Here is a 21202-nt window from a genome sequence, read left to right as displayed (position 1 = left end):
CGAGGAGACATTGTCCACGGTCCATCCGGCGGGTCCGGCGGCCCAGGTGATCGCCACACTGTGGTGGGTGATGCTGGCGGGGGCCACGGCAATCTTTGCGCTGGTGATGACCATTCTGGTGCTTTCGTTCCGGCCCCGCACGACTCATGACGGACCGCAGGACGACGACAGGGACCATAGGCTCTGGATCTACGGACTGGGTCTTGGATTTCCGCTGGCCGTCCTTGGCTCGCTGCTGGCCTATGGCCTGATCGTCGGAGAGCGGCTTCTGCCGCGACCCGACCCTCAAGTCGTGGCCGTGGCCGCCGAAGGCCGCCAATGGGACTGGCGCTTTCGGTATGATGCGCTGCCCGGACTGGTGACCGATGGCGTGCTGCACATTCCCGCAGGTCGGCCGGTTGACGTTCACATCACCAGCGTAGATGTGATCCACAGCTTCTGGGTACCGCGCCTTGCCGGCAAGCTGGATGCTGTTCCGGGCCACGTCAACGTCCTGCGGATCGAGGCTGATGCGCCCGGACAATATGCCGGGGTCAGTGCCGAGTTCAATGGCACCGGATACCGCAGGCACGACTTTGCCGTCGTGGCCCACGATGCACCGGGCTGGGCCTCCTTTCTGTCGGACGGTGCGCCATGAACGCGCTGCGCCGCCATCGCGCGTTCACGCGCATCTGGGCCTCGGACCCGGGTTGGAAAGGCTGGTTCACGACCGTCAACCACACGGATCTGGGGCGGATGTTCATGGCGATGGCCGTCCTGTTCTTCGTGATCGCCGGGCTGCTTGCGATGCTGATACGGGCACAGCTTGCCAGCCCCAGATCGGCGTTCCTGGGGTCCGAGATCTACAATCAGGTCTTCACGATGCACGGGACCATCATGATGTTCCTGTTCGCGATCCCCCTGTTCGAAGGGCTTGCAGTCTATCTGCTGCCGAAAATGCTGGGGAGCCGCGACTTGGCCTTTCCACGGCTGACTGCCTACGGCTTCTGGTGCTATGTCTTCGGCAGCGCGATCCTGATCTTCGCACTGATCGCCGGGATCGCCCCCGCTTCGGGGTGGTTCATGTATCCGCCGCTGTCCTCGACCATCGGCAGTCCGGGGATCAATACGGATTTCTGGCTGCTGGGGATCACTTTCGTCGAGATTTCAGCCATCTGCGCGGCGGTCGAGATCACGGTCACGATTCTGAAATACCGTGCGCCGGGCATGTCGCTGGACAAGATGCCGATCTTTGCGTGGTATGCGTTTGTCGTCGCCGTCATGATCCTGACGGCGTTCCCGCCGCTGATCCTCGGCTCACTCCTGCTGGAACTGGAACGTGCCTTCGACATGCCGTTCTTTCAGGTCGACAACGGCGGCGACAGCCTGTTGTGGCAGCACCTGTTCTGGCTGTTCGGCCATCCAGAGGTCTATATTATCTTCCTGCCCGCCGCCGGGGCCGTGTCCACGATTCTGCCGGTCATGGCCCGCACGACGCTGCTGGGCTACGGCTGGGTGGTCGCCGCGACCATTTCGCTGGCCGTGCTCAGCTTTGGCATCTGGGTTCACCACATGTTCACGACGGGCATCCCGCACATGGGTCTTGCCTTCTTCTCGGCGGCCTCCACGCTGGTGGCGGTCCCGACCTCGATCCAGATATTCGCATGGCTTGGCACGCTGTGGCGGGGAACGCCGCAATTGCATTTGCCGATGATGTGGATTCTGGGGTTCTTCGTCACCTTCGTCATCGGCGGACTGACGGGCGTGATGGTGGCCGTGGTGCCGTTCGATTGGCAGGTGCACGACACTCATTTCATCGTGGCGCATCTGCATTACGTTCTGGTCGGCGGCTTTGTCTTTCCCATGCTGGCTGCCCTCTATTACTGGATGCCGCAGGTCACTGGCCGCAAACGGTTCTTCAAGCTGGGCGAGACAGCCTTCTGGCTGATCGCTGTCGGGTTTCACGTCACGTTCATGGCGGTCCATTGGGTCGGACTGCTGGGGATGCGGCGGCGCATCGACACCTATGACTCTGGGCAGGGGTGGGAGGCGATCAATCTGATCTCGTCCATCGGCGGTTTCGTGATGGCCATCGGCTTTGCGCTGGTTCTGATCGATGTGGTCATCAACGCCGCAGTCGCGGTCCACGGATCGCGCGATCCCTGGGGGGCGGGCACGCTGGAATGGGCCATGCCCACGCCGCCGCCGGCCTACAACTTTGCAAGCATACCCCAGGTTCAGGCCCGCGATCCCTTGTATGACGACCCGGACCTGCCGGTGCGCATTGCGCGAGGAGAGGGCTATCTGGGCGATCCGTCCCGCAACCGACGCGAGACGCTGACCGTGCGGATCGCCAGCGGGGAACCGGACTATCTGGTCATCTATCCGACCAACACGGCCTTGCCGATCATCATGGCCTTCGTCACCAGCGGCATCTTTCTGGGTATGCTGCTGAAGCTTTACTGGCTTGTGCCGCTGGCCGGCCTTGGCGTGGCGGCGCTGGTCGTATGGTGGGTCTGGGGCCTGGGCCAAACCCATGACGAGGGGCGGGTGGACGTCGGGCGTGGCGTGGCTCTTCATCCCGCGAGCGAAGTGTCCGATCCGCCCGGGTGGTGGGGGACGATGTTCCTGCTGGTGGCCGATGCGACGCTATTCGGCTCCTTGCTGTTCGGCTTTGCGTTCCTGTGGACCGTCGCACCGGACTGGCCGCCGCCTGCCACCTTGCGTCCCGACCTGCCAATGGCGGCACTTGCCATTGCAGGGGCCATCCTGGCACCCATCGGCATGCGCCTGTCCCAGACGCGGCTGCGTCGCGGGCGCGAAATCTGGTCGGGCCTGATCGTCGCCGTGACAGGCCTTGCGGCCCTGGCGATCAATGCGGGCCTGATCTTCTTGCGCACACAGCCGCCGGACAGCCATGCCTATGACGCCACGCTGTGGGTCATCGCGGGCTATCTTCTTTTCCACGTCGGTCTGACCATCGCGATGACGGCCTTTCTGGTGGCGCGGATGGTCGGCGGCTACTTGTCGCCGCGCCGTCTGGGAGAGGTTCGGATCACGCAACTTTGGGTCGACTACGCGTCCTTGACGTCGCTTCTTGGGCTGGGGGCGGTGTATCTGCCGGGGCTGCTGCCTTGACCGATATCTTGCGCCTTTCGCTTCCCTTGACGGTCTGGCTGGCAAGTTTCAGCGCGATTTATGGTCTGCAAGGGTTGATCTGTTCGGATCGATGGCCCGAGACGGACGGATTTGCGATCGGGCGCACGGCCCTGCTGTTCGCATGGCTTCTGGCCGGTTCGATCCAGACGGCACTTCTGGTCGGGCTGCGGTCGCAGCGCTATGCGTCGCCGTCGGCCTTCGTGCGCCAGGTCAGCCTCATCCTGGCCGTCGCGGCACTGGTGGCGACCGTTTGGACCCTGCTTCCCGTGGTCGTGACATCGGCGTGCCTGCCCAACGGCTGACCGTGCCTACGCGATACTGCCGTGCATTGCCCGCCGCCAGTCCCGCATTCAGGTCCAGATCATGGCGGGCGGCTTCGGCGTCGAAATCGCGATCACACAAGCGTTCCCGGTTGAGCTGTCAGCGTCTCGACGTTGCGCGAGATTCTGAACCGGCTGACCGTGGAAAATCTCGTCACTGCCGAGGGTCAGCGCGGGTTCGAGGTGGCACCGGTCAGCCAGGACGGGCTGCGTGACATCGCCGACCTCCGGATCCTGTTGGAAACCCACGCGATCCGGCGCTCGCTTGCGGAGGGTGATCTGGACTGGCGAGGCAATGTCGTCTCGGCGCACTACAAGTTGTCGCAGGTCGAAAAGAACCTGATCGGCGGCGACGCGAGTATGGTCGAACAATGGGTCCGTCAGGACTGGGGATTCCACCACGCCGTGATTTCGGCCTGCGAATCGCCCGCTGTGACGGAGGTCCATTCCTCGGTCTTCGACCGGTTCCAGCGTTATCACATCCTGGTGCTGGATTTTCGCGGCAAGCCGGCGGCGGACGAACATCAGCAGTTGCGCGACCTGGTGTGGAGCGGGACGCCGACGGTGCAGTCGTCTTGCTGGAACGGCATGTGCGCAGCGGCGTGGAACACATCCTGTCGACCGGCCGCATTCCCTGAACGATTACGACAGGACAAGCCGATCGCCGCACTAGCGGGCCTGTCATTGTGGTCGCTGATGATGCTCGGCTAAGCGGTAATGTATGCTGATCTTTTAATTGACGTACGATATTGCTGATGTCGAAGTCATGCGCTACGTCCTTGACCGGCCCGTCGGCTGGACGGTCGAGATCTGCGTCATGGCCTGGATCTGGATCATCCTCTGGGGCCAGTCCGTCTCGGCACGAGAGACAGACCGTGCGCCACCTGTTGCCGTTCGTCGGCATCATGATCTTCGATCTGGGGATCATAAACTACGTGCCTGACATCGTCCTGTGGCTGCCGCGGCTTTACGGTTACGCCAACTGACCGTCACGGCCGCGACGGCCACCCTATCAAGGAGAGCCCCGTGTCCGATCCGACCGCTTCAACCCAGACATCTGTTCCGCCGGTGATGCGGATCATCAACGGTCCGAACCTCAACATGCTCGGCGTCCGCCAGCCCGAGGCCTATGGCTACGACACCCTCGCTGACGTGGAGACCCTATGCCGTGCGGCGGGGCAGGGTGCCGGAGTTGGCATCGACTTTCGGCAAAGCGACAGCGAGTCCGAGATCATTGGGTGGATCCAGCAGGCCTGCCAGACGGTGGCCGGCATCGTCATCAACCCGGCCGGGTTCACCTCCACGTCCATCGCGATCCTCGACGCGTTGCTCATCTTCGACGGCCCGATCTTCGAATGTCACATCTCGCCGTTGTTCCGGCGCGACGAGTTCCGACACCTGTCCTATGTCTCGAAAGCGGCAACGGCCAAGATCGAAGGCTTTGGGATCGCGGGATAAGGATACGCCATCGCGCGCTGCGCCGAACTGGTGGCTGCACGTCACTGATCCCGTAATCACGGTGGATGCTCCACCGCACTTGCTGCCGCGGGCCGACTCTTACCTGATGCAGGTGGTATCGGGGGCGCTGCTGCGTCCCGTTTCACAGTCGGAAAGCCGGGCAGCAGCCACACCTATTTCAGCAGATGCGACAACAGATCCGCCACGTGCCGCAGTCCCTTGTCCTTTGTCCTGCGGCGATGCCAGCCCAGATGCAGCGGAAAGCCCGCGACGGCGATCGGCACCGGCAGGCTGACCAGGCCCGGCAGGTCTGCAACGATGCGCGACGGCAGCATCGCGATCATGTCTGACCCGTGCAAAAGCGGCGGCACCAGGACGAAATTCGGCAGCACCATCCCGATCCGCCGAGAGTGGCCAGTCCGAGCGAGTTCCGTATCAAGCGGGCTACGCGCCTCGCCTTTTCCGGACACGAGAATATGTGGAAACGCAAGCCAGCGGTCCAAGTCGAAATTCTCGATCGAAGGATGACCGACGCGGACAGCAATGACATAGTGTTCGACCAACAACTCCTGCTGGTTTATCTCTTCATGCGCGCCAGACAGCACCGAAACAGCAATGTCGGTTGTTCCGGCGATCAGCGCAGATGCCGCTGCCTCCGCACCATGCCATGGCTGGATGATCAGATCGATCCCGGGAGCAGAGACTTGCAATGCGCGTTGCAGCGGACCGGTGACCAGAACCGCCGGGTAATCGGCCATCGAGATGCGAAGCGTCTGATGCAGATCGGCAAGAGATGGCTCTGCCGGATCGACCAGATCGCCAATCCCCGCGAGCAGGGATTTCAACGGCGCACGCAACGCCTCCGCCCTGGGTGTCAGCCGCATGTTGCCACGCCCCCGTTCCAGCAGCTCATCCCGGAACAGGTGGCGACAACGCTGCAAGGCGGCGGACGCCGCAGGTTGCGACAGGTTCAACCGGTCGGCCGCCCGGCTGACATGCGCCTCTTCCAGGAGTGCGTCTAGAATGACCAGAAGGTTGAGGTCGAGACCACGTAAATTCATGAGATGGATAATAGTATAGATCTTTAATCGATTGGAGTGATTTGTTTGGTTCCCTCATCGTGCCTGTATCGCAACGCAGGAGATGACGATGACACGCACGCTCATACTGGTTTTCCATCCGGATCTTACCCAGTCCCGCGCCAATGCCGCCTTGGCAAAGGCCGCCACGACGATACCCGGCGTCGAGGTGATCGACATGCAGGCGGCTTTTCCCGACGGCCTCGACATGGCACGTGACGGCGCGGCAGAGGCAGCGCGATTGCTGACGGCAGACCGGATCGTACTGCAGTTCCCGGTGCAATGGTATTCCGCGCCACCGCTACTGAAGGCCTGGCAGAACGCCGTGCTGACGCGGATGTTCTACATCCATTTCGAGGATGAGGGGCGGCAACTCGCCGGTACCCCGCTGATGCTCGCGGCCACCGCCGGCAATGTCCCCGAAGCCTATAGTCCCGAAGGCAGCAACGGCTTTCCCATGACCGACCTGTTCATGCCGCTGCGGGCCATGGCGCACCGCTGCGCGTTCGATTGGGCCGAACCGTTCGTGCTGTATAACGCCATGAAGATGTCGGAAGAAGCGTTTCAGGCGGCTGGAAACGATTACGCGACAACATTGGCCCGCTGGATCGCCACGCCCCAGCGCAGGGCGGCCTGACCATGGAACAATCACATGATACCTTCACCGACCTGTCGCTTGGAACGCCGGTCTGGTTCACCCTCTCTGCCTGCGCACTCCCGCTTGGGCTACTTACACAATTCCTGAGCGCTGGCAGCGCGCTGTTCCGCGATCAAACGTTGTGGGGCCTGCACGGGACCATCGGAGGGGCGCTGTCCATTCCGATCATGACCCTGCTTGCAGGTGCGGTCTTAGTCCCCCGGCTGCGCGGCTTTGGCTGGTGGGCCGGCCTGATCTGCCTGCTGTTCTTGACCCAGATCGGATTGGCTGCCGGAGGAGGTCCGCTGCCTCTGTCCCTGCACCCGATGAATGGCGCGCTGCTGTTGGTGGCCAGCGTTGTCCTGCTTGCCAAGATCGAACGCCGCCGCGCCCAGCCCCTGCCCGGAAGGAGCCTGTCATGACCCCGACACGCCGCGCGGATCAAGGCCGGCCCGGTCGCCGCCATTGAACGGCCGGTCTCGGTGCCTGCGGGAGTCCACGGCAACTGGATCGACGATCCGGCAATCCGATCCGGCCGCAGCGGGCCTGCGCAGGCTTTCCGCCACTCGTCCCATGAATCCCGCCACATTTGGCTACGACGGCGCAGGCCGCCTTAAGCCACACACCGCACCAGGAGACATCATGTCGATAAAAATTCAGACGGCTGCCCGACATGCAGCAAGTCCTATCCCGGCCGCGCGCGACAAAGCCGCACGCTATCTGATGATCGCGCTGTCGGTCGCAACCTGGGGTGCCTTCGCCAATGCCGCAGCCGAGTTTAGAACCCTACCCCCTGACCGGCTGATTGTCGGCACCTGGCAGATGTTGGGCTTTGCGGTTTTCGCCGGTCTCTTTGCTGTTCTCGCGATCTGGCCACGGCGCATGCCGGGCCTGTGGGAGTTGATCCTTTTCCACAAGATCGGGGTCACGCTGATGAGCATCGGGTTTATCGGAACCGTCTCGGGCCCGATGCCGTCGGATAATCCGACAGCCGTCGTAATGATTGACGGCACCCTGATCGTGGTGACCTTGCTTGCCTACGTGCTCGCCGAGGGATGGCGTCCGTGGTTTGCGAGGTCAGCAGATTAGTTGAGATCTGACACCCCGGCTTCAGACCCTAAACGGTGCAGGCCCGCGACGATCGTCGCGGCCTCGCACGCAAGCTGCGCCCGCGTGGGGGTGCGACCGATCACCACCATGCGCCAGTAGAGCGCCGCCGGAATAAGATCGAGCGCAAGGTCCATGTCGATGCTCTGCCGCAGCTCTCCTCGCGCGATGGCCCGGTCCAGGATAGCGGTCCCCTGCGCGCGTCTGGCTTCGGCAATCTGGGTGTTGAGGCGGCGCATGTCGGGCGAGCGTGCCGCCTCGGCGTGAAGATCCGGCAGGATGCGGCGGATCAGGGGATGACGCAGCACCCTGCGCAGCCCGGTCAGAAACGCCAGAACATCGGATTCGAGATCGCCATGATCCGCCGCGACCGCAATCTTGAGACTGTGAGCAGAAACGGCCGCCGCGGCAAAGGCTTGGCGCGAGGCGAAGCGGCGGTAGATCGCCGCCTTGCCGGCACCGGCCCTCGCTGCAACCCGTTCAAGGCTGATGGCAGCGAAGCCGTGCTCGGCCCAATCCTGAAAGAACGCCCGGTAAAGCGCCTCGGTCAAATCCGCGCGGGGCACGGCGGCACCACTCGGCTTGCGGTGCTTTTTTTCGTCGGAACGGTTGCGTGTCAACCAAGGCTCTCCCATATGGACGATACGATAGCGTTCCAACCATAAGAGGTTTTCCCATGACTGACAAGTTCGACACCTTCTCCCATTTGCTGCGCACTGTGCTTGGCTCCCGACTGACCTCTGCGGACGACCTGCCGGGCCTGTTCACCGACGACATCGTCTTTGAGTTTCCATTTGCCCCCGCAGGGCTGCCGGTCAGGCTTGAGGGGCGCGACGCGCTTGCCGCCCATCTGGCGAGACTCGGCCCATTACTGTCGCTTGGCGAGATGGAGTTGCACGCCGTCTATCCGTCTGGGGACACAGTGATCGCCGAGTTTTCCTGCAAGGGCCGAGGCGTGCAGACGGGTCTGCCCTATGACCAGATCTATGTGTCGGTCATCACGCTGCGCGACGGTCGCATTGCGCGGTACCGCGATTACTGGAATCCACTGGTCGTGCTTGCAGCACTGGGCGGTGCCGATGCCGCAAACGCGGCTTTCCACGGTGCCGGAAGATGATTGACCCCGTCCTCGTCACCGGAGGCACCGGCAAGACCGGCCGCCGTGTCGCCGCACGCCTTGCGGCAGCGGGCATCGACGCCCGCGTAGGCACGCGGTCCCCCCAAGAACCGCAGCACCGACGCTTTGACTGGGGTGACCTGTCCTGTGCTGATGCCTTCAATGGCTGCACCGCCGCATGGCTGGTCGCGCCGACCGACCGCGCGGATCATCTGGCAGTCATGCAGCCGATGCTGGAGCAGGCAATGGCGCGTGGCGTACGGCGCTTCGTGCTCCTCAGTTCCTCGCTCTTCGGTCCGCAGAGCCCGCTGATGGGCGAGGTCCACGCCTGGCTGGCCGGACATGCCGAAGATTGGGCTATTCTGCGCCCTTCGTGGTTCATGCAGAATTTCACTGAAGGCGCACATGGCGACACCATCCGCAACGAGGGCGCGATCTACAGTGCAACGGGCAGCGGGCGGGTTGCGTTCATCGACGCGGACGACATCGCCGCCGCTGCCGTTGCGGCCCTGACCGCAGGCAAAGCGATGAATGCGGATGTCATCCTCACCGGGCCAAAGGCGCTGAGCTACGACAATATTGCGGCGCTCGTCTCGGAACGGGCGGGCCGGACGATACGCCATGTCGCGATGGAACCGGAAGCCTTGTCGGCTCGCCTGAACGCACTCGGCATACCCCCGGAATATGTCGATGCCCTCGTCCAGCTTGATCTCGTCATCCGCGGCGGTGCCGAAGATCGGACGACGGCTGGCGTGATGGATATGACCGGAAGGCCGCCTAGGTCGTTCCGAGCTTTCGTCACCGCGAACAAGGATATGTTGGGCTGAGGAAATACGTCGCCGCAAAGCCTCGGTGAATGAAGCCATGAGCTACGAGGACTGGTAGTGTCCGGAAGCCAACGGGACTGTAATCCGATGACCGGGCCCCAGAATAAGGTCGCTGCTGGCGGCGTCGAATCGGGCGGCCGGAAGGGCGGGATCGATGCCCGTCAGCGCGATCGATCGAGCCCAGAGCCGCTGCGCGACGCGCGGATCGACAGCATCCGGACTGCGGCCCGACGGCCCTGATGGCCCTTTCAGCTCGTTCCATCCGATCGGGCCGTAATACCCTCCAGGATGGACGACGCTCGTCGCCGCCTGAAGCGCCGGCCACGCCCCCATGGCCGCCGAGTTGAACCGGAACAGCTTTGCCAGCGGGACCGCAATGGCTCGCAAAAGCCTCTTTTCCCGACCGAGACTGGTAGTCGCCAGACCCGGATGCGCGCCGACTGCGAGAATGGGCGACCGAGCGGCTCGCAGCCGCTGGTCGAGTTCGAAGAGGAACAATAAGTTTGCGAGCTTGCTGTTGGCGTAGCGTGATGCGTGACCATAGCGCTTTCCCGCGTTGTCGAGGTCTTCGAAGTCGATCGCGCCGTTCCTGTGCGATGCACTGCCGGTGACGACCACCCGAGGTGCCGGGGCTTCGGACAGCTTTGGCAGCAGCAGGGAGGTGAAGGCGAAGCTGCCCAGATGATTTGTGCCGAAATGCTGCTCGAATCCCTGCCGTGTCCGCGAAACCCTGAACTCCATCACGCCCGCGTTGTTGATCAGCACATCTAGACCGGGACCGGCAGAGAGCTTTTCAGCGGCAGCACGGATACTGTCGAGATCGCTCTGATCGTAAGCGAGAAACTCCAGTTCAGCCTGCGGTGACAAGTCACGGATCTGCCGCATCGCCTGCTCTGCCTTCGCCTCGCTCAGGCAGGCCATGACCACTCGTCCGCCGTGCGCGGCTAGGACCCGCGTTATTTCGAATCCCAGTCCGGCATTCGCTCCGGTGACGACAAACGTCTTGCCGCTTTGGTCAGCTACGTCATTCTCGGAAAATCCGCTCATCTTGATCTCTTTTCTCTCGAAGCTTTTGTGGAAGGCCGCGCGGTCCGCTTGGGCAGGTCTTCACACGCGAATCTGAACATCGTATAGATCGGGATAAACCCTAATTTGAACGCTGTCTAGATTGGACCGAGAATGAGAGAATCTGATGCTGAGCGCAGTTATCATCACGGTGATCTGCGCAGTGCCCTGATCGAGGCCGCCGATGCGATCCTTCGGGACGACGGAGTTGAAGGCTTTACCTTGCGTGCGGCAGCCCGGCGGGCAGGGGTATCCCCCGGTGCGCCCGCCCATCATTTCGGCAATACGGCAGGCCTGTTGACCGAAGTGGCCACGCTCGCCTACGAGGATCTGCATATCTGTTTCAAAGAGGTCAAGCGTGGTCCCACGCCTGCGGCGACGCTGCGATCCATGGCAGGGGCTTACATCAACTTCGCCCTCGGCAACCCGGGGCTTTTCCAGTTGATGTATCGCAAGGATCTGGTGAACCGCACCGACCCGCGCTACGCAGCGGCCAGCAGAGCCACGCTGGAAACGTTCGCGCTGATCGCTGCAAAGGTTTACGGGACGGATGACCTCGCGGTCGAAGGCCAGAGCATGGGCTATGCCGGCATCATCGCCGCATGGTCGACCGCCCACGGCATCGCTCATCTGGCGCTGGAGGAAAAACTGACTTTCGCCACGCAGGGCGAAGACGGGATGCGCGATTTCACAGACCGCGTCCTGCCATCGGTTTTGCGGGCACAATGGCCGGGGTGAACAGCCGATCATGTTGCAGAGGCGGGACCCGACGATCGTGCGCAGCCCCGAGCGAAGCGGTGCCGAAGCTGCCGCAGGGGCGGACCAGGCCGTGACCGGCTGAGGTGCAGTTGCCGCCGCGCTCGCGGCCATGCCACGAAGGTGCGCAACGTCGGCGGCGATATCGGTCCAGCATTGTTCGGGGCTTTTGCCTCAGCCGAGATTGCGGTCGGCGAGCGACATCGGGACGGGTATCTGCCTTTGGACAGGATGACGACTTGCGCGCGCGATTGCGCTTGCGTTAATCTCCAAGGGTGACAGTAAGGCAAAGTGCATGAAGTCCCATAGTGTACCACAGCGGCGTGACAGGCCAACCCTTGGGCAGGCCACGCGTGTCTGGGGCAAGATCGGTGTTCTGTCCTTTGGCGGCCCCGCCGCGCAGATCGCGCTGATGCACAAGGAACTGGTCGATGACCGTGACTGGCTGACGGAGGACCAATTCCTCAACGCGCTGAGCTTCTGCATGTTGTTACCCGGGCCCGAGGCGATGCAGCTTGCGACCTATGCCGGCTGGCGGCTGCATGGGACGTTGGGTGGGCTGATCGCGGGGCTCCTGTTCGTGTTGCCCGGTGCCGCGGTGATCATGACCCTGGCCGTGATCTACAGTCTGCATGGCGACGTGCCGCTGGTCGCCGCGCTGTTCTATGGCATCAAGGCCGCGGTTCTGGTCATCGTCGTCGAGGCGTTGCTGCGGGTCGCGAAACGGGCCCTGTCCCGGCGGTGGCACTGGATCATTGCAGGACTGGCGTTCGTGGGCATCTTCTTTCTGTCGATCCCCTATCCGCTGATCGTCCTGCTGGCGGGCGTTGCGGGGTGGTTCATGGCCGAGACAGAGCCGCACCCGCGCATGATCGACATGGCGCATGTGTCGCTTGGCAAGACTGTCGGCACCATCGTCCTCTGGCTTGCGATCTGGCTGCTTCCCCTTCTGGCACTGACGTGGCTGGATGCCCCGGACCTTCTGGTTCAGGTCGGCCGCTTCTTCTCGACACTCGCCGTCGTCACGTTCGGCGGCGCCTACGCCGTTCTTGCCTACATGGCACAGGATGTCGTCGTCCAATTCGGCTGGCTGTCGCCGCGCGAAATGGTCGACGCCCTGGGTCTGGCCGAGACGACGCCCGGCCCCTTGATTCTCGTGACGCAGTTCGTGGGATTTCTGGCGGGCTTCAAGGAAGGCGGCCTGCTTCTGGGGGTGGCGGCGGCGCTCGTGGCGCTTTGGGTGACCTTCGCGCCGTGCTTTCTGTGGATCTTCGCGGGTGCGCCCTACATCGAATGGATCTCGGCGCAGCCCCGGCTGAAGGGAGCGCTGAAGTCGATCACCGCTGCGGTCGTGGGAGTCATCCTCAACCTTTCGATCTGGTTCGGCCTGCACGTCCTGTTCGCGGCCGTCGCCCGACAGCAGGCCGGACCGATCACGCTTTGGCTGCCGGATACCGCGACAATCGAATGGCTGGCCATCGCGCTGTCCGTGCTGTGTGCCGTCCTCGCCTTCCGCCTGCACTGGGGCATCTTTCGCATCCTGCTGGTCGCCGCCAGTCTGGGTGCGGTCGGGCGGCTGACCTTCTGATCGCAGGTTCCAAGTGGCGCGCAGTGCTGCGCAGACGATCATTTGCCCTTATCCGCTTCCATAAGGTCGGAAGACGCAGTAGGCATCGCGCTCTTGCACGTATGGGGGCGGATCATGGCGCAAAAAGCCACCATCTACAAAGTCGAGCTTTCCGTCTCTGACATGGATCGCCACTACTACGAGACCCACAAGCTGACACTGGCCAAGCATCCGTCGGAAACCGACGAACGCCTGATGGTCCGCATCGTCGCATTTGCCCTGAATGCCCATGAGCATCTGGAGATGACAAAGGGGCTGTCGACGGATGACGAGCCGGACATCTGGCAGAAAAGCCTGAGTGGCGCGCTTGACGTGTGGGTTGCCTTGGGGCTGCCCAGCGAAAAGGTCGTCCGTCAATCCTGCGGCAAGGCTGGCAAGGTGATCGTCTACGCATACGGGGGCAGGACGGCAGAAGTCTGGTGGGACAAGATCAGAAACAGCACCACACGTTTCGACAATCTTCAGGTCGTCAGCTTTTCAGAAGCCGAGACGGGCAAGCTGGCAGAACTCGCGAGCCGGGCCATGAAGTTGCAGGTCAATGTCCAGGACGGTCAGGTCATGGTCAGCGTCGGCGATCATATCGCCTACGTCACGCCGATTGCGTGGAAAACGGCTGCGGATTCCCGCGCGTAAGCCAGCTCCTTAAATCTGCGAACGGCATCGCCGCGATGTGAACGGACACGTCCCGTCATTGCCTGCGAGGTCCGGGTATCAGCACAGGCGGAGGTGCAGGATCACGGCCTTATTCGACCCGTCAGCCTATTGCTGGCGGCGGCGACACAGGGAGATCCGCTGACGAAAAAGGGGCCGGCACTGGCAGCAGGCCGACCCCCTTTGGGTCGATCAGGCGCAAGCGCGCTTGCGATCAATGATGATGTTCCGGCAGGTTCTTCAACTGATCCTTGGTCATGGACGTGGTCGCATGAACCTCACCGCTTTCGTCGCGCATGAAATTCAGACTGGACACGTCCAGCGCGACCGGCTTCGCGCCGATGCCCAGAAAGCCGCCCACGTCGACGATGACCTGCGCGCCGGCACCCGCGCCATGCAGGTGCGCGATGCTTCCGATCTTGCTGTCGTCAGGTCCATAGACGTTGGCACCGTCAAGGTTTTCGTTCGTCAGTTCGTCAGTCCGCAATGGGATATGCTTGGAATGATCCATGGTTGGCTCGCTTTCCTGTTGTTTTCATCTGCTGACATAACCCTGCGCGGACGCTGAGGTTCCAGATGCAGGTTGCCGAGCGCGGCAGCGATGACGGATTTGCCCGAGCCGATGCCAGCAAAGACACCCCGTCAGGGCCGCGCGGCTCCTGCCGGCGGGACTGTCCGCGGCTCTGATTGCGGCATCACTGAACCGTCAGAACCGGGCATGCGGCGTGAGAGGTCAACTTTTGCGACACGCTGCCGACCAGCAGACCGCGCAGCGTGCCCAGCCCACGGCGTCCGGCGACGATCAGATCGATGCCGTCCTCCTTCGCGAATTTCAGGATGGCTTCTGCCGGGCTGCCGCGCAGCACCTTCGTGGTCGCCGCAGCATGGCCTGCTTCCGTTGCGATGGCCACGCCGTTGGCCAGGACTTCGGCGGCGCGCGCCCGGATTTCGGCCTCGTCGGTGGGGACGAAGATGACTTCGGCACCGACGGCGATGGCATCGTTCTGCTGCTCTGGGACATGCACGATGACAAGGATCGCGCTGTACCTTTTCGCAAGGTCGGCGGCGATCCGCAAAGCTGACGCGGCATGATCCGATTGGTCAAAGCATACCAGTATTCGACTGAACATCCTGATCCCCTTTCTGATTGATCCGACTGATACGCCAAATCGTGATCGCCGGACTTGATATGGATCAACGCGCGAAAGAAACTTGCAGGTGACCTGTTCTCGTGTGCCTCAGGTGCAGTCCGACTTGTGCCGCGCTGGCCCGACCACCGGCGCATGGCGGCGATTGCCGATCAAGTATGGCGAATTTCGCAACGTCGAGGGCACGTCCACCGACCCCTACAGCCGCATCATTTGCGGCAGCAATCTGGCGCGATGACTGTGATGAACACCAAACGGCATCAACGGCGTGGCGGTGTCGCGATGTCGCCTGACAGGGTGCCGGGGGTCGTTCTCAAAGCCATGAAACTGCCGTTCAGCAACGCAAAGGTCAGCCTTGGCGACAGTTTTCCGACGCGGAAGGCGACGACATTCCAATAGCCTGCGTGACACGGGACTCGCGCAGAAGGTCCGCCCGAGGCCGCATGAGGGGCGCGCGTGGATCATCCGATCGAGATCATGGACGCGTCATCAGGGGCGGCGGCTCTACGTCGCGGCCGGTTCCTTAGTGAACGATGGTCTCAAAGCTGAAGGCTGGCGTCTTCGGGTTTCGCATCTCTCGCGACGCTTTCGAACATTCCGACAATCTCGGACTCGGGCGCACTTTCCAGAATGCCGGACGAGAGCTGATCCGGACTCCATATCAACGACTTGGCTGGATCATGGAGCATGGCCCAATGTTGGAACATGCGTTCGGTAATCTCTCTGCTCACGAGCCGGTTGATCCCGACGTGGCGATCATCCCGAGCGATGCGTGCGTAGGCGGCATCGACCTGTTCTGATGGGCCTTCGAGGAGCTGAAGGTAAATGTCGTGACGGCAGACCAGCGCGCCTGTTATGCCGTCGCGCTGGTTGCACCTGCGTGCATCCAGCAGGATGCCGTTCAGTATTGCGTCGTCAAAACCGAAGGGTTGCGATGCGTAAATCAACTGTGTCAGGTGTGCGATGATCTTGACTCCTCTTGCCGGTTTGGACCGTCTGATCGATCGCAAGCGATCTGGATCATCGCCGCATCTCGACGCCAGCATAGCCGAGAGGGGGACCAGCGCAACATCGCAACGCGGGACATCCGGATCGCACATCGTTTTCAGGAACCCCTCGACCGCGAGCCACTGATAATACGGCGTCGACAGGGTCTTGGCGGAATGAAAATCGGCGACCCAGCTGGTATCGTTCGCGGCCAGGAACTCGACGACCTTGTTGTGGAACCGCAGCACGCTCAGGTGGAATTGCGCGACGATGATGTTTTCGTCATTGCGCATGTCGCCGATCAGCGCGCGCTTCGGCAGTCCGGCCTCGAACGTGGGCACGCATTCGCCGCAGCCCGTGACGCCGCCATCCACGACCGTCACCGTCACCATCACCGTCAGCACCTGCGCCTCGGTCCGTGATCCGCGCGAGATGTTCTCGGTGGCCGAGGTCATGACCCGCCTCATGCCGGAACTGCCCGCCACGGTCGAACTTTTTCCACTTGGCGCAGCGGGTGGCCGAATACCGAGAGATGGCCGGCATACACTATGCCTCCGATAGCATGGCAGGCCGGGAACTGGCGCGCATGTTCGCGCTCAATCTGACTACGCGTGCCGCCGCCTCATGCGCGACGCACTCTCCGAGTGGGGTGCATAGGATATGTCGGAGCGTGACGTCTTTTGTCTGTGGCATCGGAACATCTGGGGCTGATCAGCCGGACGACAGATGGTTGGTCCGCCCCGCTTTGGGACGATGCCCGCGGACACAAAGCCATCACCGTCGCGATCATCGATAGCGGCCTCGATCCCCTGCAACCCAGTCTGGCATCGGCACTGGTCACACCGCAGATCGACTTTGGTCCGCGGGCTGCCGGAGCAGTCTATCGCAGCTCAATCCCCACCGTCGCGACCTTGCGGCAGGCTTTGGCAACCTCGCAAGGCGACCTCAGGGCGATCGTGCAGGGCGAGCTGGCAGAGGTCCGCGATCATACGGCGCGGACCGGGCTGGATTTCGCCCGGTTGAGCCTGTTGCACGACGCCGTTCAGGCCGCAGGCAACCCGGTGCCGGCTGCGCAGGAATTTCTTGCGGTCCTGTCGGTCCAGCCACTGGGGCTGTCAAAGGCTGATCCTGCCTTCGATGACGCGTCGGCCAAGCTTGCAGACCTTGATCTGGAGGAGGATCAGATCGTCGCCATCGCGACCCTCGTGGGACAGATGTCGAACGGTTATGCGCAGATCGACATGCCGGACCCGGCGCAGTATTTTGGCACCCATGCGACCGCATGTGCCGGGCTGGTAGGGGGTCGCCCGCCAAGGGATCGGCCACATGAATTCTTCAGCGCGCTGCCATATCACGGTGTGAACCCGTTCTGCCGGATCGCATCCTACGCCACGCCGTACAGCATGAAATCAAACCAGTCATCAACGCTCTTCTCGTCGCATACCTAAGCGGGGTACCGGTGATCCTGATGCCGCGCGGTTTGCCGGATGTCGCGGCCCAGGCGGACCTGCCGCCCAGCGCCCGCCGCCGAACCTGCATCGAAGCCCGCGACGCCGTCCACCCGGAGACGCTGGTTGACGATGACCAGGCCCATCTGAGGGCCCTCGAATGCGATCAGCACCTTGTCGAGGCGCTTTTGCGTGCCATCGCGAAACGGCGCTATCTCGTGCTGGCTACCGGGAACGGAGGGCGCGTCACCCGATTGGCCTGTCCGGCCAGTGTCGCGGGGCTTGCGGACAGCGCGATCGTCGTGGCGGCCGTGACACGCGCGGGCTGGCGGGCGTCCTATTCCAATGGCGCGCCTGACCCTTCGACCTTGCTCCACGTGGTCAGCGATGATGCGGAAATCCTGCACCGCGAGGATCAACGCATCGAGACGTCCCAGACCACGAGGATGGCATCGACATTGCGTCCCTCTACACGTTGTTTGGCGGCACCTCTGCTGCTGCTTCACAAGCGGCGGGTCTCGTCTCACTCCTCAGCCAGGCCGGCAAATTGCCGATCATCCCAGCGGGTGGTGTTCAACCCATCATCACCGCGATGCAAAGAGCAGGACTCCACCACGCCCCTCCGATCCGGTGATCGGCCGGAATGCGCTGTCCCGCTGCCGGTTCCAGATTGCCTGTGATGTCAAAGAAAGTCGTGTCCGATGACGCAACTTACCGCATCGGATGCAGAATTGCACATCGTCTCTGAACGCAAACGGCCCCGCCATCGCTGGCGGGGCCGCTGTTCAGTGCGTCAGTGCAGATCAGCCTTCGGCGGCTTCTTCGGCCATCTCGGTGCCGTTGGTCTGATCGACCATCTTCATCGACAGGCGAACCTTGCCACGATCGTCAAAGCCCAGCAGCTTGACCCAGACGTCCTGGCCTTCCTTCAGCACGTCCGACGGATGGTTCAGGCGGCGGCTCTCGATCTGCGAGACGTGGACAAGGCCGTCCTTCTTGCCGAAGAAGTTCACGAAGGCGCCGAAGTCGACCAGCTTGACGACCGTGCCCTTGTAGATCTTGCCTTCTTCCGGCTCTGCCACGATCGACCAGATCATGTCATAGGCCTTCTTGATCTTGTCGGCATCGTTGGACGCGATCTTGATCACGCCATCGTCGTTGATGTCGACCTTGGCACCGGACACTTCCACGATCTCGCGGATGACCTTGCCGCCGGACCCGATGACTTCACGGATCTTGTCGGTTGCAATCTGCATCGTCTCGATCTTCGGGGCGTGGACGCTGAACTTTCCAGCGCCGGTCAGGGCCTTGCCCATCTCGCCGAGGATGTGAAGACGGCCGGCCTTGGCCTGCTCCAGCGCCTTCTTCATGATCTCGGGCGTGATGCCTGCGATCTTGATGTCCATCTGCAACGACGTGATGCCGTTCTCGGTGCCGGCAACCTTGAAGTCCATGTCGCCGAGGTGGTCTTCGTCACCCAGAATGTCGGACAGCACGGCATAGCTGCCGTCGTCTTCCATCACCAGACCCATAGCCACACCGGCCACTGCGGACTTCAGCGGAACGCCCGCGTCCATCATCGACAGCGAACCGCCGCAGACCGATGCCATCGAGGAGGAGCCGTTCGACTCCGTGATCTCTGACACGATGCGGATGGTGTAGGGGAAGTCGGTCGCGGCAGGCAGGACAGCCTGCAACGCACGCCACGCCAGCTTGCCATGACCGATCTCGCGGCGACCCGGCGAACCCACGCGGCCCACTTCACCGACCGAATACGGCGGGAAGTTGTAGTGCAGCATGAAGTTGGTCTTGTACATGCCGGTCAGCGCGTCGATCATCTGCTCGTCATCGCCGGTGCCCAGCGTGGTGACGACCAGTCCCTGCGTCTCACCACGGGTGAACAGCGCGGAACCGTGGGTCCGGGGCAGAATGCCGACTTCGGACACGATCGGGCGGATTTCGTCCAGACGGCGCCCGTCGATGCGGCGACCGTTCTTGACGACATCGCCACGCAGCACGCCCGATTCCAGCTTTTTCAGCGCAGACCCGAGGTTGCCGTCGGCCTGCTGCTCTTCGCTCAGACCGGCGACGATGTCGGCCTTGGCCTGTGACACGGCGGCCGTACGGTCCTGCTTGTCGGTGATCGCATAGGCGGCGCGCATCTTGTCTTCACCGGCGGCCTTCACGGCAGCGGACAGCGCCGAGTAGTCGGCGGGTGTGAAATCGAAGGGCTCTTTCGCGGCGTCTTCGGCCAGATCAATGATCAGGTCGATGACCGGCTGGATTGCATCGTGCGCGAAGGTCACGGCACCCAGCATTTCGTCCTCGGTCAGCTCATAGGCCTCGGATTCCACCATCATGACGGCATCCTTGGTCCCGGCGACAACCAGATCGAGCCGCTGCTCGGGGTTGTTGCGCAGGTTGTGCATGTCGTCGATTTCGGGGTTCAGGATGTATTCACCATCCACGAAACCCACGCGGCAGGCGGCGATCGGGCCGCGGAACGGCGCGCCAGAGATTGTCAGCGCGGCAGAGGCGGCGATCATCGCGACCATGTCGGGGTCATTGACCATGTCGTGCGACAGCACGGTGCACATCACCAGCACTTCGTTCTTGAAGCCGGGGACGAACAGCGGGCGGATCGGACGGTCGATCAGGCGAGAGGTCAGCGTTTCCTTCTCGGTCGGGCGGGCTTCACGCTTGAAGAAACCGCCGGGCACCTTGCCGGCGGCGTAATACTTTTCCTGATAGTGCACGGTCAGCGGAAAGAAGTCCTGACCGGGCTTCTGCTGGCGGGCGAATGTCACGTTGGCCATGACAGAGGTTTCGCCCAGCGTGGCGATCACCGAACCGTCGGCCTGACGGGCAACCTTGCCCGTTTCGAGTGTGAGCGTCTCTTCGCCCCACTGCATGGATTTCTTCACTTCATTGAACATCTATCGTCTTTCATATTGGGCCTGCGCGGCGGTCCGCGTGGCCCGTTGATTGGCGGCCCCATTGCCGCCGACCCCTGTCCTTTGCCTAACGCCGGGGCCTTGTGCGTTACGTCACAGATGGGCGGGCCATACAGTAAAAGGCACCCTATTGAAAGCACCGCGTTGTCGCGGGAACATGGCGCGAGGTCGAGGGGTTGGGGCGGCATGAACAAGGCATTCACCAAGGAAGACGAGGGACCGCAGGCCGACCGGCTGGACGATCTGCCGCAAAGCCCGCATCCGAACTATGTCACGCCAGCGGGCCTTGCCGCGCTGCAACAACGGTTGCGCGAAAGACATGCCGATCTGTCGACCCTGCCGCGCGACTCTCTGGACGCCAAGATACCCCGCGCAATGGCGGAACGTGATATCCGATTTCTCGAGACGCGGATCAATCGAGCAATCGTCGTCGAACCCGCACGGCAGGACCGTGACGTGGTCGCATTCGGTGCGTGCGTCACCGTCGCGGACGAAGATGACGTGCGGGCCGACTGGCATATCGTCGGCGAAGATGAGGCGAACCCCGCATCCCATCGCATTGCGCCGTTTTCGCCACTGGCCCGGGCCATGTTGGGCGCGCGCGTGGGTGACGTCGTGGATTGGCGCAAGCCGGGTGGACCTGTCGCGCTTGAAATAATGGCGATCCGCTATCTGACCGCGTAGATTCGCAGGCAAGGTTCTGTCGGAAATTTCATGCGTATTCAGTTCCGACCGGACGGCCACATTTCCATGCAAATTGAAGGCCCGAGGGTCATCCGTTCATTTGGCGGAATGGCAGCTGGGCCTTGCATCCTTGGGGCAACCCCGTAGGGTTCACCATGGCGTGATGTATTGATGTGTCGCGGCATTTTATTTGAAGGAA

Annotated in this window: 24 protein-coding genes; 17 read left to right on the top strand and 7 right to left on the bottom strand. The window is 62.5% G+C overall.

All coding sequences use genetic code 11. The features are described 5' to 3' along the window. Window positions 1-10 precede the first annotated feature (10 nt). The 5 genes from ACOI1H_RS10015 (at window position 11) to ACOI1H_RS09995 (ending at window position 4916) form a co-directional block, all read left to right on the top strand. Complete coding sequence (locus ACOI1H_RS10015; protein ID WP_422437101.1) at window positions 11-637, top strand: cytochrome c oxidase subunit II; 627 nt, start codon at window positions 11-13, stop codon at window positions 635-637. Then, the gene (gene ctaD, locus ACOI1H_RS10010) at window positions 634-3117 is read left to right on the top strand and encodes a cytochrome c oxidase subunit I (RefSeq protein ID WP_422437099.1); all 2484 of its coding nucleotides are present in this window, start codon (window positions 634-636) and stop codon (window positions 3115-3117) included. The genes ACOI1H_RS10015 and ctaD overlap by 4 nt, the downstream gene beginning before the upstream one ends. Beyond that, window positions 3114-3440 (top strand): hypothetical protein, encoded by a 327-nt coding sequence (locus tag ACOI1H_RS10005; RefSeq protein WP_422437098.1) that lies wholly within the window; start codon window positions 3114-3116, stop codon window positions 3438-3440. Before ctaD ends, ACOI1H_RS10005 begins: the two co-directional genes overlap by 4 nt. Window positions 3441-3572: 132 nt before the next feature. Continuing rightward, window positions 3573-4169, top strand: coding sequence for a GntR family transcriptional regulator (locus tag ACOI1H_RS10000; protein WP_422437096.1), 597 nt, complete (start codon window positions 3573-3575; stop codon window positions 4167-4169). A gap of 360 nt (window positions 4170-4529) precedes the next feature. Beyond that, window positions 4530-4916 (top strand): type II 3-dehydroquinate dehydratase, encoded by a 387-nt coding sequence (locus tag ACOI1H_RS09995; protein ID WP_422437147.1) that lies wholly within the window; start codon window positions 4530-4532, stop codon window positions 4914-4916. Between the two features lie 173 nt (window positions 4917-5089). On the opposite strand, the gene ACOI1H_RS09990 is transcribed toward ACOI1H_RS09995, so the two are convergent. Beyond that, a complete protein-coding gene (locus ACOI1H_RS09990; RefSeq protein WP_422437095.1) occupies window positions 5090-5977 on the bottom strand; it encodes a LysR family transcriptional regulator in 888 nt (295 codons plus the stop codon). Between the two features lie 88 nt (window positions 5978-6065). On the opposite strand from ACOI1H_RS09990, the gene ACOI1H_RS09985 reads away from it, so the two are divergent. From ACOI1H_RS09985 to ACOI1H_RS09975, 3 genes are all read left to right on the top strand, one after another. Continuing rightward, a complete protein-coding gene (locus ACOI1H_RS09985; protein ID WP_422437093.1) occupies window positions 6066-6632 on the top strand; it encodes an NAD(P)H-dependent oxidoreductase in 567 nt (188 codons plus the stop codon). Between the two features lie 2 nt (window positions 6633-6634). Then, a complete protein-coding gene (locus ACOI1H_RS09980; protein WP_422437092.1) occupies window positions 6635-7054 on the top strand; it encodes a DUF6220 domain-containing protein in 420 nt (139 codons plus the stop codon). Between the two features lie 151 nt (window positions 7055-7205). Continuing rightward, complete coding sequence (locus ACOI1H_RS09975; protein ID WP_422437090.1) at window positions 7206-7721, top strand: hypothetical protein; 516 nt, start codon at window positions 7206-7208, stop codon at window positions 7719-7721. Here ACOI1H_RS09975 and ACOI1H_RS09970 read toward each other — a convergent pair. Further along, window positions 7718-8359: a TetR-like C-terminal domain-containing protein gene (locus ACOI1H_RS09970; RefSeq protein ID WP_422437088.1), complete on the bottom strand. Its 642-nt coding sequence runs from the start codon at window positions 8357-8359 to the stop codon at window positions 7718-7720. The genes ACOI1H_RS09975 and ACOI1H_RS09970 overlap by 4 nt on opposite strands. Before the next feature lie 56 nt (window positions 8360-8415). Between ACOI1H_RS09970 and ACOI1H_RS09965 the strand changes: the two genes are divergently transcribed. Both ACOI1H_RS09965 and ACOI1H_RS09960 read left to right on the top strand, forming a co-directional pair. After that, on the top strand, window positions 8416-8856 hold the full coding sequence (locus tag ACOI1H_RS09965) for a nuclear transport factor 2 family protein (RefSeq protein ID WP_422437086.1): 441 nt from the start codon (window positions 8416-8418) through the stop codon (window positions 8854-8856). Further along, the gene (locus ACOI1H_RS09960) at window positions 8853-9683 is read left to right on the top strand and encodes an NAD(P)H-binding protein (RefSeq protein ID WP_422437085.1); all 831 of its coding nucleotides are present in this window, start codon (window positions 8853-8855) and stop codon (window positions 9681-9683) included. The genes ACOI1H_RS09965 and ACOI1H_RS09960 overlap by 4 nt, the downstream gene beginning before the upstream one ends. 42 nt (window positions 9684-9725) lie before the next feature. On the opposite strand, the gene ACOI1H_RS09955 is transcribed toward ACOI1H_RS09960, so the two are convergent. Next, window positions 9726-10730 carry an oxidoreductase gene (locus tag ACOI1H_RS09955; protein WP_422437084.1) on the bottom strand — a complete coding sequence of 335 codons (1005 nt, stop codon included), beginning with the start codon at window positions 10728-10730 and terminating at the stop codon, window positions 9726-9728. A gap of 132 nt (window positions 10731-10862) precedes the next feature. Between ACOI1H_RS09955 and ACOI1H_RS09950 the strand changes: the two genes are divergently transcribed. The 3 genes from ACOI1H_RS09950 to ACOI1H_RS09940 all read left to right on the top strand — a co-directional run bounded on the left by ACOI1H_RS09950 (window position 10863) and on the right by ACOI1H_RS09940 (window position 13764). Then, on the top strand, window positions 10863-11486 hold the full coding sequence (locus tag ACOI1H_RS09950) for a TetR/AcrR family transcriptional regulator (RefSeq protein WP_422437083.1): 624 nt from the start codon (window positions 10863-10865) through the stop codon (window positions 11484-11486). A gap of 313 nt (window positions 11487-11799) precedes the next feature. After that, complete coding sequence (gene chrA, locus ACOI1H_RS09945; protein ID WP_422437082.1) at window positions 11800-13092, top strand: chromate efflux transporter; 1293 nt, start codon at window positions 11800-11802, stop codon at window positions 13090-13092. Window positions 13093-13206: 114 nt separating this feature from the next. Further along, a complete protein-coding gene (locus ACOI1H_RS09940; RefSeq protein ID WP_422437080.1) occupies window positions 13207-13764 on the top strand; it encodes a YaeQ family protein in 558 nt (185 codons plus the stop codon). Window positions 13765-13996: 232 nt separating this feature from the next. On the opposite strand, the gene ACOI1H_RS09935 is transcribed toward ACOI1H_RS09940, so the two are convergent. Beyond that, a complete protein-coding gene (locus ACOI1H_RS09935; protein ID WP_422437078.1) occupies window positions 13997-14293 on the bottom strand; it encodes a PRC-barrel domain containing protein in 297 nt (98 codons plus the stop codon). A gap of 184 nt (window positions 14294-14477) precedes the next feature. Beyond that, window positions 14478-14912 carry a universal stress protein gene (locus ACOI1H_RS09930; RefSeq protein ID WP_422437077.1) on the bottom strand — a complete coding sequence of 145 codons (435 nt, stop codon included), beginning with the start codon at window positions 14910-14912 and terminating at the stop codon, window positions 14478-14480. Between the two features lie 88 nt (window positions 14913-15000). Between ACOI1H_RS09930 and ACOI1H_RS09925 the strand changes: the two genes are divergently transcribed. Then, window positions 15001-15168 carry a hypothetical protein gene (locus ACOI1H_RS09925; protein ID WP_422437075.1) on the top strand — a complete coding sequence of 56 codons (168 nt, stop codon included), beginning with the start codon at window positions 15001-15003 and terminating at the stop codon, window positions 15166-15168. Between the two features lie 301 nt (window positions 15169-15469). Here ACOI1H_RS09925 and ACOI1H_RS09920 read toward each other — a convergent pair whose 3' ends face one another. Continuing rightward, window positions 15470-16372, bottom strand: coding sequence for a BLUF domain-containing protein (locus tag ACOI1H_RS09920; protein ID WP_422437073.1), 903 nt, complete (start codon window positions 16370-16372; stop codon window positions 15470-15472). A 231-nt stretch (window positions 16373-16603) separates the two neighbouring features. Between ACOI1H_RS09920 and ACOI1H_RS09915 the strand changes: the two genes are divergently transcribed. Together ACOI1H_RS09915 and ACOI1H_RS09910 are read left to right on the top strand one after the other, a co-directional pair. Next, window positions 16604-17365, top strand: a complete 762-nt coding sequence (locus ACOI1H_RS09915) for a S8 family serine peptidase (RefSeq protein ID WP_422437145.1) — start codon at window positions 16604-16606, stop codon at window positions 17363-17365. 11 nt (window positions 17366-17376) lie between these two features. After that, window positions 17377-18045, top strand: coding sequence for a hypothetical protein (locus tag ACOI1H_RS09910; RefSeq protein WP_422437072.1), 669 nt, complete (start codon window positions 17377-17379; stop codon window positions 18043-18045). Window positions 18046-18168: 123 nt separating this feature from the next. On the opposite strand, the gene pnp is transcribed toward ACOI1H_RS09910, so the two are convergent. Further along, window positions 18169-20301: a polyribonucleotide nucleotidyltransferase gene (pnp, locus tag ACOI1H_RS09905; protein ID WP_422437071.1), complete on the bottom strand. Its 2133-nt coding sequence runs from the start codon at window positions 20299-20301 to the stop codon at window positions 18169-18171. A gap of 204 nt (window positions 20302-20505) precedes the next feature. Here pnp and ACOI1H_RS09900 point away from each other — a divergent pair, with 204 nt between their 5' ends. Continuing rightward, the gene (locus ACOI1H_RS09900) at window positions 20506-21003 is read left to right on the top strand and encodes a GreA/GreB family elongation factor (RefSeq protein ID WP_422437069.1); all 498 of its coding nucleotides are present in this window, start codon (window positions 20506-20508) and stop codon (window positions 21001-21003) included. The last annotated feature ends 199 nt before the right edge of the window (window positions 21004-21202 follow it).

Origin of the sequence: Loktanella sp. DJP18, from assembly GCF_049310965.1 — a bacterium.
Taxonomy (GTDB): Bacteria; Pseudomonadota; Alphaproteobacteria; order Rhodobacterales; family Rhodobacteraceae; genus Loktanella.
The sequence above is the reverse complement of the archived record's forward strand: the minus strand, read 5'-3'. Positions and strand labels throughout refer to the sequence as shown.

Bases quoted from the DNA above. Each gene is read 5' to 3' on its own strand.
- ctaD (WP_422437099.1), top strand. From the start codon at position 634: ATGAACGCGCTGCGCCGCCATCGCGCGTTCACGCGCATCTGGGCCTCG.
- ACOI1H_RS09995 (WP_422437147.1), top strand. From the start codon at position 4,530: ATGCGGATCATCAACGGTCCGAACCTCAACATGCTCGGCGTCCGCCAG.
- ACOI1H_RS09990 (WP_422437095.1), bottom strand. From the start codon at position 5,977: ATGAATTTACGTGGTCTCGACCTCAACCTTCTGGTCATTCTAGACGCA.
- ACOI1H_RS09985 (WP_422437093.1), top strand. From the start codon at position 6,066: ATGACACGCACGCTCATACTGGTTTTCCATCCGGATCTTACCCAGTCC.
- ACOI1H_RS09980 (WP_422437092.1), top strand. From the start codon at position 6,635: ATGGAACAATCACATGATACCTTCACCGACCTGTCGCTTGGAACGCCG.
- ACOI1H_RS09975 (WP_422437090.1), top strand. From the start codon at position 7,206: ATGAATCCCGCCACATTTGGCTACGACGGCGCAGGCCGCCTTAAGCCA.
- ACOI1H_RS09965 (WP_422437086.1), top strand. From the start codon at position 8,416: ATGACTGACAAGTTCGACACCTTCTCCCATTTGCTGCGCACTGTGCTT.
- ACOI1H_RS09960 (WP_422437085.1), top strand. From the start codon at position 8,853: ATGATTGACCCCGTCCTCGTCACCGGAGGCACCGGCAAGACCGGCCGC.
- ACOI1H_RS09955 (WP_422437084.1), bottom strand. From the start codon at position 10,730: ATGAGCGGATTTTCCGAGAATGACGTAGCTGACCAAAGCGGCAAGACG.
- ACOI1H_RS09950 (WP_422437083.1), top strand. From the start codon at position 10,863: ATGAGAGAATCTGATGCTGAGCGCAGTTATCATCACGGTGATCTGCGC.
- chrA (WP_422437082.1), top strand. From the start codon at position 11,800: ATGAAGTCCCATAGTGTACCACAGCGGCGTGACAGGCCAACCCTTGGG.
- ACOI1H_RS09940 (WP_422437080.1), top strand. From the start codon at position 13,207: ATGGCGCAAAAAGCCACCATCTACAAAGTCGAGCTTTCCGTCTCTGAC.
- ACOI1H_RS09935 (WP_422437078.1), bottom strand. From the start codon at position 14,293: ATGGATCATTCCAAGCATATCCCATTGCGGACTGACGAACTGACGAAC.
- ACOI1H_RS09930 (WP_422437077.1), bottom strand. From the start codon at position 14,912: ATGTTCAGTCGAATACTGGTATGCTTTGACCAATCGGATCATGCCGCG.
- ACOI1H_RS09920 (WP_422437073.1), bottom strand. From the start codon at position 16,372: ATGACCTCGGCCACCGAGAACATCTCGCGCGGATCACGGACCGAGGCG.
- pnp (WP_422437071.1), bottom strand. From the start codon at position 20,301: ATGTTCAATGAAGTGAAGAAATCCATGCAGTGGGGCGAAGAGACGCTC.
- ACOI1H_RS09900 (WP_422437069.1), top strand. From the start codon at position 20,506: ATGAACAAGGCATTCACCAAGGAAGACGAGGGACCGCAGGCCGACCGG.